The following is a 15,014-nucleotide window of genomic DNA, read 5'->3' as shown; positions in this document are numbered from 1 at the left end:
TGGGAGCAGCACAGGGGGTGTTGGTCTTGGTCAGATGTTCTTATGGCGCATTAGCCCTTGACGGCACCTGCGGAGATACCTTCAACGAACTGATCCTGTGCACAGAAGAATACGATCAGCTGCGGCAGGATGGAGATGAGGGACAGAGCAAGGATCTTGTTCCAAGCAAAGCCGGTATCACCGTCCATGGACAGCTTGACGAACAGGGACATGGGGTACTTGCCGGGGGTGCTGACGTAAAGCAGCGGGCCCATAAAGTCGTTGCAGCTCCACATGAACTGGAACAGTGCGCAGGACACCAGAGCGGGTCCCAGCATGGGCACGATGACCTTGTACAGGGTCTGGAAGGAGGAGCAGCCGTCAATGGCGGCAGCCTCGTCCAGATCACGCGGGACGTTGCGCATGAACTGCACCAGCTGGTACACGAAGTAGGTCTCGGTAGCAAATGCGCAGTGCACCCAGATGGCCAGATAGAAGGGGCTGTCGACCCAGCCGAACTTGTTGTACAGCAGGTACTGCGGCACGTTCAGCACGACCTGCGGCAGGAACAGAGTAGCCAGCATGATGTTGAACAGCAGCTTGCGGCCGGGGAAGTCGAAACGGCCAAAGCCGTAAGCGGCAATACAGGCAGACACCACAGTGCAGATCACCTTGGGGAGGACGTAGCTGTAAGTGTTGAGCATGGCCTGCAGAATGTTGATGGAGCCGCCGAAGTTGTTCAGAGCGTTGCGGTAGCCATCCAGCGTAGGCTTTTTGATCCACAGGCTGATGCCTGCAAAGATCTCGCTGTTATCCTTGAAGGTAGCGCTGATCATCCACAGCAGAGGATAGATCATGATGATGCCAACCAGGATCAGCACGAAGTATTTAAAGAAGGTTGCGATCTTATTCGATGCTTTCATTCCCATATTGGTCACCTTACCTTTCATCCGAGTAGTAGACCCACTTCTTCTGGCTGGTGAACGCAATGATCGTCAGGATGCAGACGATGATGAACATGATCCATGCCAGAGCAGAAGCCATGCCCATGTCGTAGGACTTGAATGCGTAGTTGTAAACCAGCAGGGAGATCAGGGTAGTGGAACCACGGGGACCACCGTTGGTGATGATGTAGGGGCCGTTGAACTCCTGGAAAGCCTGGCAGATCTGAGTGACCAGGTTGTAGAAGATGATGGGGGTGATCATCGGAACAGTGATGGAGAAGAACTGACGCCACTTGCCGGCACCATCGATGGTAGCAGCCTCGTACAGGTCTGCGGGCACGCCCTTCAGTGCAGCAAGGAACAGCACCATGGCGGAACCGAACTGCCATATACGCAGGAAACAGATGATCCACAGTGCGTAGTTGGGGTCAGACAGCCACTCGGGGCCCTGCACCGCACCAAAGGTGACAGCGCGCACCACGGTGTTCAGCAGACCGTCCACGCTGAACACAGCCTTCCACAGCACAGCGATAGCCACAGAGCCGCCCAGAATGGAGGGGATGTAGTACACGGTGCGGAACAGGTTGACGCAGGCGATCTTGAAGTTCAGGATGTAGGCGATGAACAGCGCGAAGATCAGCTTCAGGGGCACGGTGATAAAGGCGTACTTAAAGGTGATGATCAGCGCCTTGGTGATCTTTTTGGTGTGGAATGCGGTAATGTAGTTGGCCAGACCAACAAAGCTGGTACCGTCCTTGAAGAAGTTCATATCGGTAAAGCTGTAATACAGCGACTGACCGAAGGGGAACGCCTTAAAGACGAGAAAGCCGATGATCCAAGGGATCAGATAAAACAGACCCTGATACTTATCGACCCATTTCTGGAACGGAGTTCGTGCGCCTGCGGGCGCATTACTTTTTTTCATCCGAAGTCCTCCTTTTACAGGATTTTGAAGCAGACAGTGCAGCAGGTCACAGACCGGCAACAATTCATTCAAGGTTTGATAATCATTCTCCGAAAAAACAAGGGCACCTGTCGTACGGGCGGCAGATGCCCCTATTTCATTCAGAGTATCGCTGCCGGTTCAGGCTGCTGTCAGTGCGGTAAGCTTAGCCGACGGTGTAGCCAACAGACTCCATGCCGTCCAGCAGAGTCTCGACAGCCTCTTCGGGGGTCTGATCGCCGTAGTCGATGTTGTCGAACACTTCCTGATAGATGCCGGTGCCGGAAGCCTTCAGGTCGTTGTTCTCGAACAGGGGATCCAGCTTGTTGGTGGTGAATGCCATGACCTTGGCATTTGCGTCAGCAACCAGGCTCTTGACAGCGCCGGCGTCCTGAGCGAACTTCAGGCCAGCCTTGGAAGCGGGGATGCCGCACTCAGAACCCATGATGGAAGCGCCCTTCTCCTCGTTCAGCAGGAAGTTGATCAGGGTAGCAGCCTCGGCAACGTTCTTGCAGGTCTTGGTGATAGCCAGACCCATGGACACCTTGGAGAAGCCGCCGTTGTTGTCGCCGAACTTGATCTCCTCGCCGACGGTGAAGCCGTCCTTGTTGCTGTCGTCCAGAGCGGAAGCGTACTTGGTAGCAGCGGAATCCCACTCGAAGATGCCTGCGATCTTACCGGTGATCCACTCGTTGGACTGGTGGGTAGCGGTATCGGAGTTTGCAGAGTAGTAGGTCTTCAGGTTCATCATGACGTGGTTGTCCACCAGGCTCTTGATGAAGGCCAGACCCTCAGCGATCTCGTCCTCGGTGTAGTTCAGGGTGGAGGTAACGGGATCTGCCCAGTCCTTGCCGTACTTGGACTCGAGGTAGAACACCATCAGGATCATACGGTCGTATGCACCCAGGTGCATGGGGTAGTAATCGTTGCCCAGCTTCTCCTGGAAAGCCTTACCGGCAGCCATCAGATCGTCCAGAGACTTGGGGACCTCGGTGATGCCAGCCTTATTAAAGGTGGTCATGTTCCAGTAGAAGATACGGCCGGTCATGGAGACGGGCACGCACTGCTGGCTGTTGGCCACGTAGCAGGCGTCCATAGCAGCGGCATCCCACTGGGTCAGGTCGATGAACTTGGAGGTGGTGTTCAGGTCCACGAACTTGCTGCCGTCAGCAGAGTAGTTGTACAGCCAGTTCCAGTTCACCTGGCAGACATCCTGAGCGTTGCCTGCGATGAAGGCAGCAGCCATCTTCTCTTCCCAGCCGGACCATGCGGCGAAGGTGGGCTCCACGGTGATGTTGGAGTGCTCAGCCTGGAAAGCCTCCAGAGCGCTCTGGTAAGCAGCGTGACGGCTGTCGCCGCCCCACCAGCTGATGCTCAGGTTGACGGGGCCGTCAGACAGAGCCAGACTCTCATCTGCGGAAGCAGCGGGAGCCTGAGAAGCAGCAGCGGAAGAAGCGGTGGAAGAAGCAGCGGGCTTGCTGCCGCAGGCAGCCAGCAGACCTGCAGCACCGACAGCGCCGGTAGCCATCAGGAAGTTACGACGAGAAATTGCCTTGCTCATTTTTGTTCTCCTCCTAATAGAAAACATCTTCATGTAGGGGGTCTGCACATATCCCCCTTGTATACAATTATGATAACAAAAGCCACCGAAAAAAGAAAGATGCAATTTACAGTGATACGGGATAAAAACATACAAATATTGCCCTTGTTTTTGAAAGAGATTCGACGTCCTTGCCGAAATGAATAAACTTGCGCTGAAAAACCGTGCAACTTGTATACTTCAATGACTTGCATAAAAATCTGGGATGCAACATGGGAAGAACGGCAAAAACTTCAATAATTCCTGTTACATTTACCGTTCTGCCTGTAATTTTTTATGCTCTGCCGCCCCCCGCTGCTCTCTTCTTTTCCCACTTCCTCCCCCCTCCGTCGAGTAATTGCCCAGTCCGAACTGATATATCAATAGCGCAAAAAACGTGCGTATTTCGCCCGGTTGATATATCAGTGGTCGCGAAACACAGCAAATTAATATATCAGTCTGTATACAGCCTGTTGGGGATACCCCTTCCGTCTGCTCACTGTGTTCGCAGCCACCTACCCCAAGGGCAGCGTCCTCGCCCTCTCAGTCACCTGCGGTGACAGACTCCCCCTTTTGTCGCTGCGCGACATCTTCCCCCGGAACGGGGGAAGTCTTTCCTCAAAGGGAGAGCCCTTGGCATAGCGATACAGTTTCCAGCTAAAGTGCAAAGCTTGCGGGCGTGCCCGCTCCCCCTTGGGGGAGCTGTCGCGCAGCGACTGAGGGGCTTCAAATCGGCGGAGCCGGAAAAAACGGTTAAAAGATCTTCACGCCGAACAGGCGTGAATCTTCAGTTTTTTCCGGTGCAGCCCTCCTCTTTGGGGTTAAAAGGGGCGAGCAGCCCCTTTTTCGTGGCTCCAGCGCGTCGAAATCGCTGGCACTTTTCTGGTTCTCTTTTGGTGTCAAAAGAGAACATCCCCCGGCAAGCAGGAACTGCCCCCGCGGAGCGCAGCGAGACTGAGGGGGTAACTCTTCCGCAATCCACGCAAAAAAGCCGCTGCACCCGGCACGGTACAGCTGCTTGTATACAACATAAAAGTATCTCAGTTTTTCTTTGCAGCGTAGAACGCCCGCCGCGCTTTGAAGTAGCACTGGGGGCACATACTGACATACTGCACATCGTTTTCAAGGTCGATGGCTACCTGCTCGCCCTCAAAGACGAACTGTCCGTTCACCTTGCGGCAGTTGCAGATGGCCTTGCGCCCGCAGGTGCAGATCGTTTTCATCTCCTCGATGGTGTGCGCCAGCTCCAGCAGACGGGTAGAGCCCGGGAAGCCCTTGAGGGAAAAATCTGCCCGCAGACCGTAGCAGATCACCGGGATGTTCAGATCTACCGTGACCATGAACAGCTGCTCGGCCTGCTCCGGGGTAAAGAACTGGCTCTCGTCGCACAGCACACAGGCCAGCGGGCCAGAAGCATCGTTTGCCGCCTTCACGGCTTCGAACACATTCAGCTCCGGCGGGATCAGCAAATCTGCCTTGCGGCGCACGCCCAGACGGCTTACCAGCTCCCCGCCGCCCTTGGTATCCACCTGCGGCTTTAAAATGAGCACCTTCATGCCCTGCTCTTCGTAGTTGTGTGCCACCTGCATCAGCGCCGTGCTCTTGCCGCTGTTCATGGCACCGTAGCGGAAATACAATTTTGCCATGCCGTCACTCCTGATTGCGCAGACGGTAGCCCAAGCTCATCAGGCTGTCGCCCAGATGGACGTTTTCCACCACCACATCGGGGTAAGACACCGACAGATCATAGTGGGAGAAGTTCCAGAAGCCCTCGATGCCCAGATCCACCAGCCGTCCGCTGACCTGCTGTGCACCATCGCGGGGGACGCAGAGCACCGCCACCTTGGGCTTGTTTTCCTCACAGAAGGCTTCCAGCTCGTCAATGTGCCGGATGCGGATGCCGCTGATCTCCTTGCCCACCTCGTTCTCGGCCACGTCAAAGGCCGCGATCAGCTTGTAGCCGTTGGTATCGGTGGTGATAAAGCGGCTCACCGCCTTGCCCAGACGACCGCAGCCGATCAGAATGGTGGGCAGACGGTCGCCGTTGCCGAACAGCAGGCTTTCCAGAATGGAAAGCAGGTTCTCCACCGAGTAGCCGATGCCCTGCCGGCCGTTCACGTCACCGATGCAGTTGAAGTCCTGCCGCACCTGCGAGGCGGTGGTGCCCATCTGAGAAGCCAGCTCCCGGGAGGAGATGCTGGTAATGCCGTCGGCCTGCAAGGAGCGCAGATACCGGTAATATTTGGGGAGACGCTTGATCACAGGGATCGATGCTTTTTGGGGGGTGTTCATGGGAAAATTCTCCTTTCTGCCCAACGCGCTGCAGCTTCTGCCGCCATGCAAGGGGCTTCTTTGCGCGCAGAGAGATGTTCCATTTTATCCTGTTATATTATTTAGAGTATACAGCATGAAAGGCGAATGTCAAATACCTATTTGTAAAAAAGCAAAAAATTCACAAAGTTTTTTGTTTCTTTTCTCCTGTATACTTCCCCGGCAGCCGGGGGATACTGACCCCACAAAGACCCCGCTACGGAAGGAGAACGCGCATGGATACGGCAAAAGACACCCCCGCAGAGCAGCACCGGATGGAAAAAGAGGATATCGAGGATCTGGGCACAGTCACCCTGACCCGGGGCGGTCATGTCATCCACTGCCTGACCGTCATCGGCCAGATCGAAGGACACACCGAAGCGCCGCAGGGGCAAAAAACCACCAAGTATGAACACGTCATCCCCCAGCTGGTGGCGGTACAGGAGGACCCCCGCATCGAGGGGCTGCTGGTGCTGCTGAACACGGTGGGCGGCGATGTGGAGACTGGGCTTGCACTGGCGGAGCTGATTGCCAGCATCTCCAAGCCCAGCGCCACGCTGGTGCTGGGCGGCGGGCACTCCATCGGCATTCCGCTGGCGGTCAGCGCGCGGCACAGCTTCATCGTACCCACCGCCACCATGACGGTGCATCCGGTGCGACACTCCGGGCTGATCTTAGGCGTACCGCAGACCATGCACTGCTTTGAGCAGATGCAGCAGCGCATCACCGGCTTTGTAGCCGCCCACAGCGGTATGCCCGAAAAGCGCTACACCCAGCTGATGCTCCACACCGGGGAGCTGGTCATGGACATGGGCACGGTGCTGGACGGGCGCCGCGCCGTAAAGGAAAAGCTGATCGATGAACTGGGCGGTCTTTCGGACGCGCTGGCGTGGCTGTATAAGGAAATCGAACGGGGGTAAGGCCTTGCATCTCCCCCGCCGGACGATTTGAACTGCGCTCCGCGTTCGCTTTGCGCAGAAGCAGCGGAATTATTTTTTTATTTGCAGTTCCGAAACGCCTGCGGGCGTTTCGGAACTGCCTTTTCACGAGAGGGGCTGGAACGAACTCCCTCAGTCAAAACCTGACGGTTTTGCCAGCTCCCTCGGAGAGGGAGCCTCTGGCGCAGCCGCCAACTTTGCACTTTAGCCGGAAACTTTACCGTCATGCCAAAGGCCCCATCCCAGAGGGGGCTGGCTGCGACCAGCGGGAGCAGACTGGGGGAGTTTTATTTCCTCAACAAAAACAACATTATGGTTTGCCATTTTTGCCCTTGCGTGGTACAATAGTAGAATCAATTATTGTGTCTATGGGAAGTTGGGGAACAGAGTAGAATGGCAACGAAAAAACGAAAATCAACGAAACGGCGTACTGCTGCCCGCCGTAAAAAGGCAGAACAGCGGCTCCCGGCAGGGCTTGGCACCCTGTTCGGCGGCCTGCTGCTGATGGTGCTGGCCTTTGTGCAGGGCGATTCCGTATGGCGGGTGCTCCATGATGTGCTGTTCGGGCTGTTCGGCTGCGGCAGCTTTGTGCTGGGTGCGGCCGTGTGCTGTCTGGCCGTTTTGTACACCCGGGGCGAGGAGCTGCTGTCCCGCATCCTCAAGCTGGTGCTAGGGCTTGTCTTTGTCTGCGGCACGGTCATCGTGTTTTCCGATATCCAGCCGCAGGGGCTGTCGGCGCTGCAAATGCTTTCTGCCTGCTACGCCAATGGCGTCAACGCATGGCTGTCCGGCGGCGCAATAGGCTTTGTGCTGGGCGGCGTGCTGCTTTTGCTGTGCGGTCGCCCGGCGGCAAACCTCATCATGATCGTGCTCTTGCTGTGCGGCAGCCTGTACATTTTTGATGTCACCCCCGCCGAGGTCTGGGTCTGGCTGTGCGCCGTCACCGGCGGCATCCACGCCCGCGGCTCTGCCTTTGCAGAGCAGAGTGCTGCCCGCCGTGCCGAGCGCGCCGCCATCCGGCAGGCAGAGCGGGAGATCGACGAGGAATACGACGAAGCCGAGGACGAACCGCTGGACGAGGAGGACGAGCCTGCCGGGCTGCATCTGGGTGTGCCGGACTGGATGTCCGGCGTGCTGCGCTGGGGGCATAAGGTAACGCAGGAGATGGAAGCAGACGCGGCGGACACCGAAGCCGCGCCCGCCGCCCCTGCCCAGCCGGAGCCCGCTGCACCGCCCATCACCCCGGTACGGGTCAGCGTTGCCCATCCCCGCGCCGCCTTTGACGTAGACCTTGGCCCCGACCACACCGCTCTCTCCGAGGGTGGCAGCGAGCCCATTGAGCCGCTGATCGTCGGGCCGGGCGGCACCTTCGGGCAAGACCCACTGCGTTCTGCGTCCAAACCCACGCCGCCGCCCATCGTGGCAGACCCGGTAGTCACCGCTGCGGCAGATTTCTTTGCCAAAGATGCCCCCCAGCCGGAAGAGCCTTCCCCTGCCCCTGTTTTTGATACTTCCATCGTCCAGCCGGCAGCGCCGGTGGTGCAGCCGCAGATGCCGCCGCAGCCGGAGGCTGCGCCCATCCAGCCCGCTGTGCCCCGGGTGAGCGCCGAGAACGCTGTGGCGTTCCGCTCTGCGCCGGATGAGGACGGCTGGATCAGCATCACCGCCGAACCGGTGGAGGAAAAGGACATCAACTCGCTGGTGGCAGCGGCCATGGAAAAGCCCGCCGTCTCGGAGCAGGCAGCTGCCACCGCCCCCACCGAGGAAGCCGAGCCAGTGGACAGCTACGAGTACCAGTACCCGCCCATCGAGCTGTTTGAAAAAACGCAGGAGGAAAGCGACCCCGGCGCACAGGAGGAGCTGAAAGCCAACGCCCAGAAGCTGGTGGACACGCTGGAAAGCTTCGGCGTGCGCACCCGGGTGCTGGATATCTCCCGCGGGCCCTCCGTTACCCGGTACGAGCTGCAGCCCATGGCGGGCGTGAAGATCAGCCGCATCACCTCGCTGGCGGACGATATCGCCCTGAACCTCGCGGTGGCAGATGTGCGTATGGAAGCCCCCATCCCCGGCAAGCCCGCCGTGGGCATCGAGGTGCCCAACCACAAAAAGACCGCCGTTTCCATCCGCAGCATCTTTGAGAGCCAGAGTTTTCTGCGCATGACCTCGCCGCTGGGCATCGCCCTTGGCAAGGACATTGCCGGTGTGGCGCAGGTGACCGACCTGTGCAAGATGCCCCACCTGCTCATCGCGGGCAGCACCGGCAGCGGTAAATCCGTATGCGTGAACAGCATCATCATGAGCCTGCTGTTCCGCTCCAGCCCGGAGGACGTGAAGCTGCTGCTCATCGACCCCAAGGTGGTGGAGCTGGCCGAGTATAACGGCATCCCCCACCTGCTGATGCCGGTGGTCACCGAGCCCCGCAAGGCCGCCGGTGCACTGGGCAGCGCGGTGCAGGAGATGGAGCGCCGCTACCGCCTGTTTGCAGAGAACAACGTGCGCGACATCAAGTCCTTCAACAAGCTGGCTGCCGAGCAGCCGGAGCTGGAAAAGATGCCCTACATCGCCATTATCATCGACGAGCTGGCCGATCTGATGATGGTTGTGGGCAAGGATGTGGAAGATTCCATCTGCCGCATCGCCCAGAAAGCCCGTGCCGCCGGTATGCACCTGATCGTTGCCACCCAGCGTCCCAGCGTAGACGTGATCACCGGCCTGATCAAGGCCAACATCCCCAGCCGCATCGCCTTTGCGGTGTCCAGTCAGGTGGACAGCCGCACCATTCTGGACGGTGCCGGTGCAGAAAAGCTGCTGGGTCAGGGCGATATGCTCTTTATGCCCGTGGGCGCGCCCAAGCCCACCCGTATCCAGGGCACCTTTGTGCGGGATGAAGAGATCAGCCGTGTGCTGGACTTTATCAAGTCCAGTGCCACCGTGCAGTACGACGAAGCCATGATCGAGGCCATGGAAAAGCACGCCATTCAGGACGGCAAAAAGGGCGGCGGTGCCGATGCCGAGGAGGATGCAGGCTCCGACCCCATGTTCAAGCAGGCCGTGGATGTGGTCATCGACGCCGGTCAGGCTTCCACCAGCCTTTTGCAGCGCCGCTGCAAGCTGGGCTACGCCCGCGCCGCCCGCATCATGGACGAGATGGAGCAAAAGAGCATCATCGGCCCCTACGAGGGCGCAAAACCCCGCGCCGTGCTCATCAGCCGCCAGCAGTGGCTGGAAATGCAGATGAACCAACCGGAGGAATAAAAGCAGGAGAAAAAGATGAAACGACCACTGACTTGTGTTGAAATATGTGCCGGTGCAGGAGGGCAGGCTTTGGGGCTTGCAATGGCTGGTTTTGTTCATGTAGCACTTATAGAGTATGAGCAAAGCTACTGTAACGTTCTGAAGGCAAACCGCCCGGAATGGAATGTCATCTGTGCAGATGTTCATGATTTTGACGGCACTCCGTACAAAGGGGTCGATCTGCTGGCCGGCGGCGTTCCGTGTCCCCCATTTTCTATTGCTGGAAAACAGTTAGGAAAAGACGATGAACGTGACTTATTCCCGGAAGCCATCCGACTGATCAAAGAGATTCATCCCCGCGCCGTTATGCTGGAAAATGTCAGAGGTTTTCTTGACCCGGGATTCGATGAGTACAGAGAGCACATTTTTTCATCCATTCAGCAGCTTGGCTATGTCACGCACATTAAGCTGCTGAATGCCTCGGATTACGGCGTACCGCAGCTTCGCCCCAGAGTGGTTATCATCGGTATCCGAAAAGACCAGTGTGGTGCATTTGCATACCCGGAAGAGCGCTCAGGAGAAGCGCCTTCTGTCGGCGAGACTTTGTACGATCTGATGGCGCAGAGCGGTTGGAAAGGTGCAAAAAAATGGGCTTCCGGCGCTAATAAAATAGCCCCTACTTTGGTTGGTGGTTCCAAAAAACATGGCGGTCCCGATTTAGGACCAACAAGGGCAAGAACCGCTTGGGCAGAACTGGGCGTAGACGGGCGGGGAATCGCAAACGAAGCCCCCTCGCCGGATTTTGAAGGAATGCCGCGCCTGACCAGTCGGATGATGGCACGCATTCAAGGCTTTCCCGATACATGGACTTTCGGGAACAAAAAGACTATCGCTTGCAGAATGATCGGGAATGCTTTTCCACCCCCGGTCGCACAAGCTGTCGGAATAAAAATAAAGGAGTGTCTGGACTATGGATGCGTTGATTGCCAAAGCAAGGTTTCAGTTTCATAAAAGGCTGTTTGAAACCAACACTCTGACTTTAACTTCAGCCGGTGTTGCATCAAATGCAGATACCAGCAGTCGTGGTTCCAAAGCTATCGCACGCCGAATCATTGATATTCTGGTGGACGAGCAGGCGCACACTATTTCAACGGTAGACAAAATATCAGGACAGACGCTTGGAAAACAATTTGAGTTCCTGACGATGGAATTCCTGCAAGCTACTTTCCCACAGCTGCAAAATCTCCGTCCGGGAAACTGGACGATCCTTCAGCTAGGAAACAACAACAAGCTGAAAACAAGTGACTTCGCCCAATATGAGCATCTGGCCTATCTGAATGCACTCACACAGCAGAATTCACAGCTGGCAGCAGCATTGGGCAATGATTATCTTGTTGCACCGGATGTTGTGGTATATCGTGACCTGTATGAAGATCGTGTGATCAACACTGAACAGTTGATTGTGGATGACACCGTTTGCAAAATGACAGATATCCGAAAATCCAATGGCGGCAAGCCGATCCTTCACGCAAGCGTTTCTGCAAAATATACAATGCGCAGCGACCGTGCGCAAAACAGCCGGACAGAAGCATTAAACCTTATTCGCAACCGAAAGGGACATTTGCCGCACATCGTTGTTGTGACCGCAGAACCCATGCCGAATCGTCTTGCTTCTCTTGCACTTGGAACCGGAGATATTGACTGTGTATATCATTTTGCTCTATACGAATTGCTCCGTGCGGTCAAAGAGGTCGGGTCTGAAGATGCGGTAGAGATATTAGAAACTCTTGTACAGGGAAAGCGGTTGAAAGATATATCAGATCTGCCGCTGGATCTGTCTGTATGATGATTGCTCTACATAAAACAGCAGATAAGGAAATACAAAATAATGGAACATTCTACTCCCCAGATCTACACCGAATTTCTTCCCATCAGCCGGGCGGACATGGAAGCCCGGGGCTGGGAGCAGCTGGACTTTGTGGTGGTGGGCGGTGACGCCTATGTGGACCACCCCAGCTTTGGCACTGCCATCATCAGCCGCCTGCTGGAAGCCGAGGGCTACAAGGTGGGCGTGCTGGCACAGCCCCGCTATACCGACTGCGAGGACTTCAAGCGGTTCGGCAAGCCCAAGTACGGCTTTTTCATCGGCGGCGGCAACGTGGACAGCATGGTCAGCCACTATTCCGTGGCAAAAATTCCCCGCGCCGAGGACGAATACTCCCCCGGCGGCAAGGCCGGTGCCCGCCCGGACCGCAGCGCCACCGTGTATACCAAGCTTGCCAAGCAGGCTTACCCCGACCTGCCGGTGATCTTAGGTGGTTTGGAAGCCAGCCTGCGCCGGTTTGCCCACTACGATTACTGGCTGGACACCGTGCTGCCCAGCATCGCGGAGGACTCCGGCGCGGATCTCATCAGCTTTGGCATGGGCGAGCACCAGACCGTAGAGATCGCCCGCCGTCTGGCCGCCGGAGAGCCGGTGGAGACCATCACGGACGTGAACGGCACCTGCTACCTGACCGATTTCGACCACCTGCCCCAGCGGTATGTGGAGTGCGCCGGTTTTAAAAAGGTGGCCAGCGATAAGACCGCCTACGCCAAGGCCTGCCGCATTCAGATGGACAATCAGGACGTGGTCAGCGGCCAGATCATTGTACAGAAGCAGAGCGAAAAGTATCTGGTGCAGAACATCCCCGCAAAGCCGCTGGTGCGCGGAGAGCTGGACAAGGTGTACGCCCTGCCCTACACCCGCCGCTACCACCCCATCTACGAGAGCATGGGCGGCGTGCCCGCCATCCGCGAGGTGCAGTTCTCCATCATCCAGAACCGCGGCTGCTTCGGCGGCTGCAACTTCTGCGCCATCCAGCTGCATCAGGGGCGGCGGGTCACCAGCCGCAGCGCCGACAGCATCGTGGAGGAAGCCGAGCGCATGACTCACGAGCCGGATTTCAAGGGCTACATCCACGATGTGGGCGGCCCCACCGCAAACTTCCGCTTCCCCTCCTGCCGCGAGCAGATGCTGCGCGGGATGTGCACCGGCGGCAAGCACTGCCTTGCCCCCACCACCTGCTCCCACATGATCGTGGATCACAGCGACTACCTTAAGATCCTGCGCCGGGTGCGGGAACTGCCGGGCGTAAAAAAAGTGTTCATCCGCAGCGGCATCCGGTTCGACTACCTGATGGCTGACCCAGACGATACCTTCTTTAAGGAACTGGTGGAGTACCATGTGTCCGGCCAGCTGAAGGTCGCCCCGGAGCACTGCGCCCCCAACACCCTTGCCTACATGGGCAAGCCGCCCATCGAGACCTTCAACAAGTTCAAGGATAAGTTCTACGAGCTGAGCAAGAAGGCGGGCAAAAAGCAGTATCTGGTGCCCTACCTCATGTCCAGCCACCCGGGCAGCACTCTGAAGGACGCGGTCTATCTGGCCGAGTACCTCTATAAGAACCATATGCGCCCTGAGCAGGTGCAGGACTTCTACCCCACCCCCGGCACGGTGAGCACCTGTATGTTCTATACCGGCCTTGACCCCTACACTCTCAAGCCGGTGTTTGTGGAAAAGACCCCCGAAGGCAAGGCTTTGCAGCGTGCACTGCTGCAGTACTATGAGCCCCGCAACGCCGAAAAGGTGGTCAAGGCTTTGCAGCTGACCCACCGGGAGGACCTCATCCCCCTGCTGGTGCCCGCCGCCGGCCGCCGCGCCGTGCAGCGCACCGCACGCCGGGCAGAAAGCGCCGAGGTGACCATCCACAATGACGGCACTTATACCGTACATTCCAGCCAGAAGGGGCGCAGCACCGGCAAAAATGCCCGCGCCGCCGCCCCGGCAGGCCGTCAGCCCAGCCCGGGTGCACGCTTTGCGCCCAACTCTGCGCCCGGCCATAAACCTAAGAATAATCAACAGAAAGAGAACGCAACGTGGAAAACTGGAAAGAAGAAAAAGTAACCCTGTTCCCCCGCCGCCTGTTCCTGCGGCTGGCTGCGCTGGCGCTGGCCGCTGTGCTGGCGCTGGGGCTTACCGCCTGTGACAGCCTGCCCGGCGACGGCGGACACATCGTCAAGCCCTCCACCGGGACAAGCCAGCCCTTTGAGATGCACTTCATTGACGTAGGGCAGGCGCTGAGCGTACTGGTGGAGTGTGACGGACAGTTCATGCTCTACGACGGCGGCAACGTAGACGACGGCAGTCTGGTAGTCTCCTACCTGCAAAAGCAGGGGGTGCAGCAGCTGCAATATGTGTTCTGCTCCCATGCTCACGAGGACCATGTGGGTGGGCTTGCCGCCGTGATGGCAAAGTTCCCGGCACAGCACGCTTACAGCCCGGTGACCGAGAGCAGCACCAAATGCTTCAACGATTTTGTCAAGTATACGCAGCAGCAGGGTCTGCAATTGGAAGTGCCCTCCGTGGGCACGGTCTGGCCGCTGGGCAGCGCCACCGTTACCCTGCTGGGCCCGGTGACCGGGTACAGCGACACCAACAACACCTCGCTGGTGCTGCGCATCGACTACGGCAACACCAGCTTTCTGCTGACCGGCGACATGGAAAAGACCGCCGAGACCGACCTTGTGAACAGCGGTGCCAACCTGAAAGCCGATGTTTTGCAGGTAGGGCACCACGGCTCCAGCACCAGCACCGGCTACCTGTTTTTGAACGCTGTTCTGCCAGAAATGGGCGTCATCTCCTGCGGCACGGGCAACAAGTACGGTCATCCGCACGAGGAGACGTTGAGCATCCTGCGGGACGCAAAGGTGGACGTCTACCGCACCGACCTGCAAGGCACCATCACCATTGGCAGCGACGGTCAGAACTTCACCGTGGGCACCGAGCACTTTGTGCCGGACAGCCAGCTGAACCCCACCGACCCGTCGGCTTCCAGCACCGCGCAGCAGACTTACATCGGCAACGTGAACAGCAAAAAGTTCCACCTGCCCACCTGCGCCAACCTGCCTGCGGAAAAGAACCGGATCCTCTTTTCCAGCTATGACGAAGCCATTGCCGCAGGCTATACCCCCTGCGCAAGCTGCATCAAATAAAAAGCGCACTCCCCCGGTCATGACCGAGGGAGTTTTTATTTCTCCCTTTTTGC

At 57.7% G+C, this 15,014-nt stretch carries 11 protein-coding genes; 6 read left to right on the top strand and 5 right to left on the bottom strand.

Annotated elements, in window-relative coordinates; genetic code table 11:
• Positions 1–50: 50 nt before the first annotated feature.
• The 5 genes from WMO20_RS08620 to WMO20_RS08600 all read right to left on the bottom strand — a co-directional run bounded on the left by WMO20_RS08620 (position 51) and on the right by WMO20_RS08600 (position 5,737).
• A complete protein-coding gene (locus WMO20_RS08620) occupies positions 51–902 on the bottom strand; it encodes a carbohydrate ABC transporter permease (RefSeq protein ID WP_431733129.1) in 852 nt (283 codons plus the stop codon).
• A 16-nt stretch (positions 903–918) separates the two neighbouring features.
• The gene (locus WMO20_RS08615) at positions 919–1,848 is read right to left on the bottom strand and encodes a carbohydrate ABC transporter permease (protein ID WP_112091164.1); all 930 of its coding nucleotides are present in this window, start codon (positions 1,846–1,848) and stop codon (positions 919–921) included.
• Between the two features lie 184 nt (positions 1,849–2,032).
• The gene (locus WMO20_RS08610) at positions 2,033–3,427 is read right to left on the bottom strand and encodes an ABC transporter substrate-binding protein (protein ID WP_308563404.1); all 1,395 of its coding nucleotides are present in this window, start codon (positions 3,425–3,427) and stop codon (positions 2,033–2,035) included.
• Between the two features lie 1,058 nt (positions 3,428–4,485).
• On the bottom strand, positions 4,486–5,091 hold the full coding sequence (locus WMO20_RS08605; RefSeq protein ID WP_112091167.1) for a thymidine kinase: 606 nt from the start codon (positions 5,089–5,091) through the stop codon (positions 4,486–4,488).
• A 4-nt stretch (positions 5,092–5,095) separates the two neighbouring features.
• Positions 5,096–5,737, bottom strand: coding sequence for a redox-sensing transcriptional repressor Rex (locus WMO20_RS08600; RefSeq protein ID WP_349186487.1), 642 nt, complete (start codon positions 5,735–5,737; stop codon positions 5,096–5,098).
• 254 nt (positions 5,738–5,991) lie between these two features.
• Here WMO20_RS08600 and WMO20_RS08595 point away from each other — a divergent pair, with 254 nt between their 5' ends.
• The 6 genes from WMO20_RS08595 to WMO20_RS08570 all read left to right on the top strand — a co-directional run bounded on the left by WMO20_RS08595 (position 5,992) and on the right by WMO20_RS08570 (position 14,961).
• The gene (locus tag WMO20_RS08595; RefSeq protein ID WP_349186486.1) at positions 5,992–6,675 is read left to right on the top strand and encodes a ClpP family protease; all 684 of its coding nucleotides are present in this window, start codon (positions 5,992–5,994) and stop codon (positions 6,673–6,675) included.
• A gap of 411 nt (positions 6,676–7,086) precedes the next feature.
• The gene (locus WMO20_RS08590; protein ID WP_349186485.1) at positions 7,087–9,948 is read left to right on the top strand and encodes an FtsK/SpoIIIE family DNA translocase; all 2,862 of its coding nucleotides are present in this window, start codon (positions 7,087–7,089) and stop codon (positions 9,946–9,948) included.
• Between the two features lie 15 nt (positions 9,949–9,963).
• Positions 9,964–10,938 (top strand): DNA cytosine methyltransferase, encoded by a 975-nt coding sequence (locus WMO20_RS08585; protein WP_349186484.1) that lies wholly within the window; start codon positions 9,964–9,966, stop codon positions 10,936–10,938.
• On the top strand, positions 10,898–11,773 hold the full coding sequence (locus tag WMO20_RS08580; protein WP_349186483.1) for an NgoMIV family type II restriction endonuclease: 876 nt from the start codon (positions 10,898–10,900) through the stop codon (positions 11,771–11,773). The genes WMO20_RS08585 and WMO20_RS08580 overlap by 41 nt, the downstream gene beginning before the upstream one ends.
• Before the next feature lie 42 nt (positions 11,774–11,815).
• Complete coding sequence (locus WMO20_RS08575) at positions 11,816–13,873, top strand: YgiQ family radical SAM protein (protein ID WP_349186482.1); 2,058 nt, start codon at positions 11,816–11,818, stop codon at positions 13,871–13,873.
• On the top strand, positions 13,846–14,961 hold the full coding sequence (locus WMO20_RS08570; RefSeq protein WP_349186481.1) for a ComEC/Rec2 family competence protein: 1,116 nt from the start codon (positions 13,846–13,848) through the stop codon (positions 14,959–14,961). Before WMO20_RS08575 ends, WMO20_RS08570 begins: the two co-directional genes overlap by 28 nt.
• The last annotated feature ends 53 nt before the right edge of the window (positions 14,962–15,014 follow it).

Source organism: Faecalibacterium intestinale (assembly GCF_040096575.1).
Taxonomy (GTDB): Bacteria; Bacillota; Clostridia; order Oscillospirales; family Ruminococcaceae; genus Faecalibacterium; species Faecalibacterium intestinale.
The sequence above is the reverse complement of the archived record's forward strand: the minus strand, read 5'-3'. Positions and strand labels throughout refer to the sequence as shown.

Bases quoted from the DNA above. Each gene is read 5' to 3' on its own strand.
- WMO20_RS08615 (WP_112091164.1), bottom strand. From the start codon at position 1,848: ATGAAAAAAAGTAATGCGCCCGCAGGCGCACGAACTCCGTTCCAGAAA.
- WMO20_RS08575 (WP_349186482.1), top strand. From the start codon at position 11,816: ATGGAACATTCTACTCCCCAGATCTACACCGAATTTCTTCCCATCAGC.
- WMO20_RS08595 (WP_349186486.1), top strand. From the start codon at position 5,992: ATGGATACGGCAAAAGACACCCCCGCAGAGCAGCACCGGATGGAAAAA.
- WMO20_RS08590 (WP_349186485.1), top strand. From the start codon at position 7,087: ATGGCAACGAAAAAACGAAAATCAACGAAACGGCGTACTGCTGCCCGC.
- WMO20_RS08605 (WP_112091167.1), bottom strand. From the start codon at position 5,091: ATGGCAAAATTGTATTTCCGCTACGGTGCCATGAACAGCGGCAAGAGC.
- WMO20_RS08600 (WP_349186487.1), bottom strand. From the start codon at position 5,737: ATGAACACCCCCCAAAAAGCATCGATCCCTGTGATCAAGCGTCTCCCC.
- WMO20_RS08620 (WP_431733129.1), bottom strand. From the start codon at position 902: ATGAAAGCATCGAATAAGATCGCAACCTTCTTTAAATACTTCGTGCTG.
- WMO20_RS08580 (WP_349186483.1), top strand. From the start codon at position 10,898: ATGGATGCGTTGATTGCCAAAGCAAGGTTTCAGTTTCATAAAAGGCTG.
- WMO20_RS08585 (WP_349186484.1), top strand. From the start codon at position 9,964: ATGAAACGACCACTGACTTGTGTTGAAATATGTGCCGGTGCAGGAGGG.
- WMO20_RS08610 (WP_308563404.1), bottom strand. From the start codon at position 3,427: ATGAGCAAGGCAATTTCTCGTCGTAACTTCCTGATGGCTACCGGCGCT.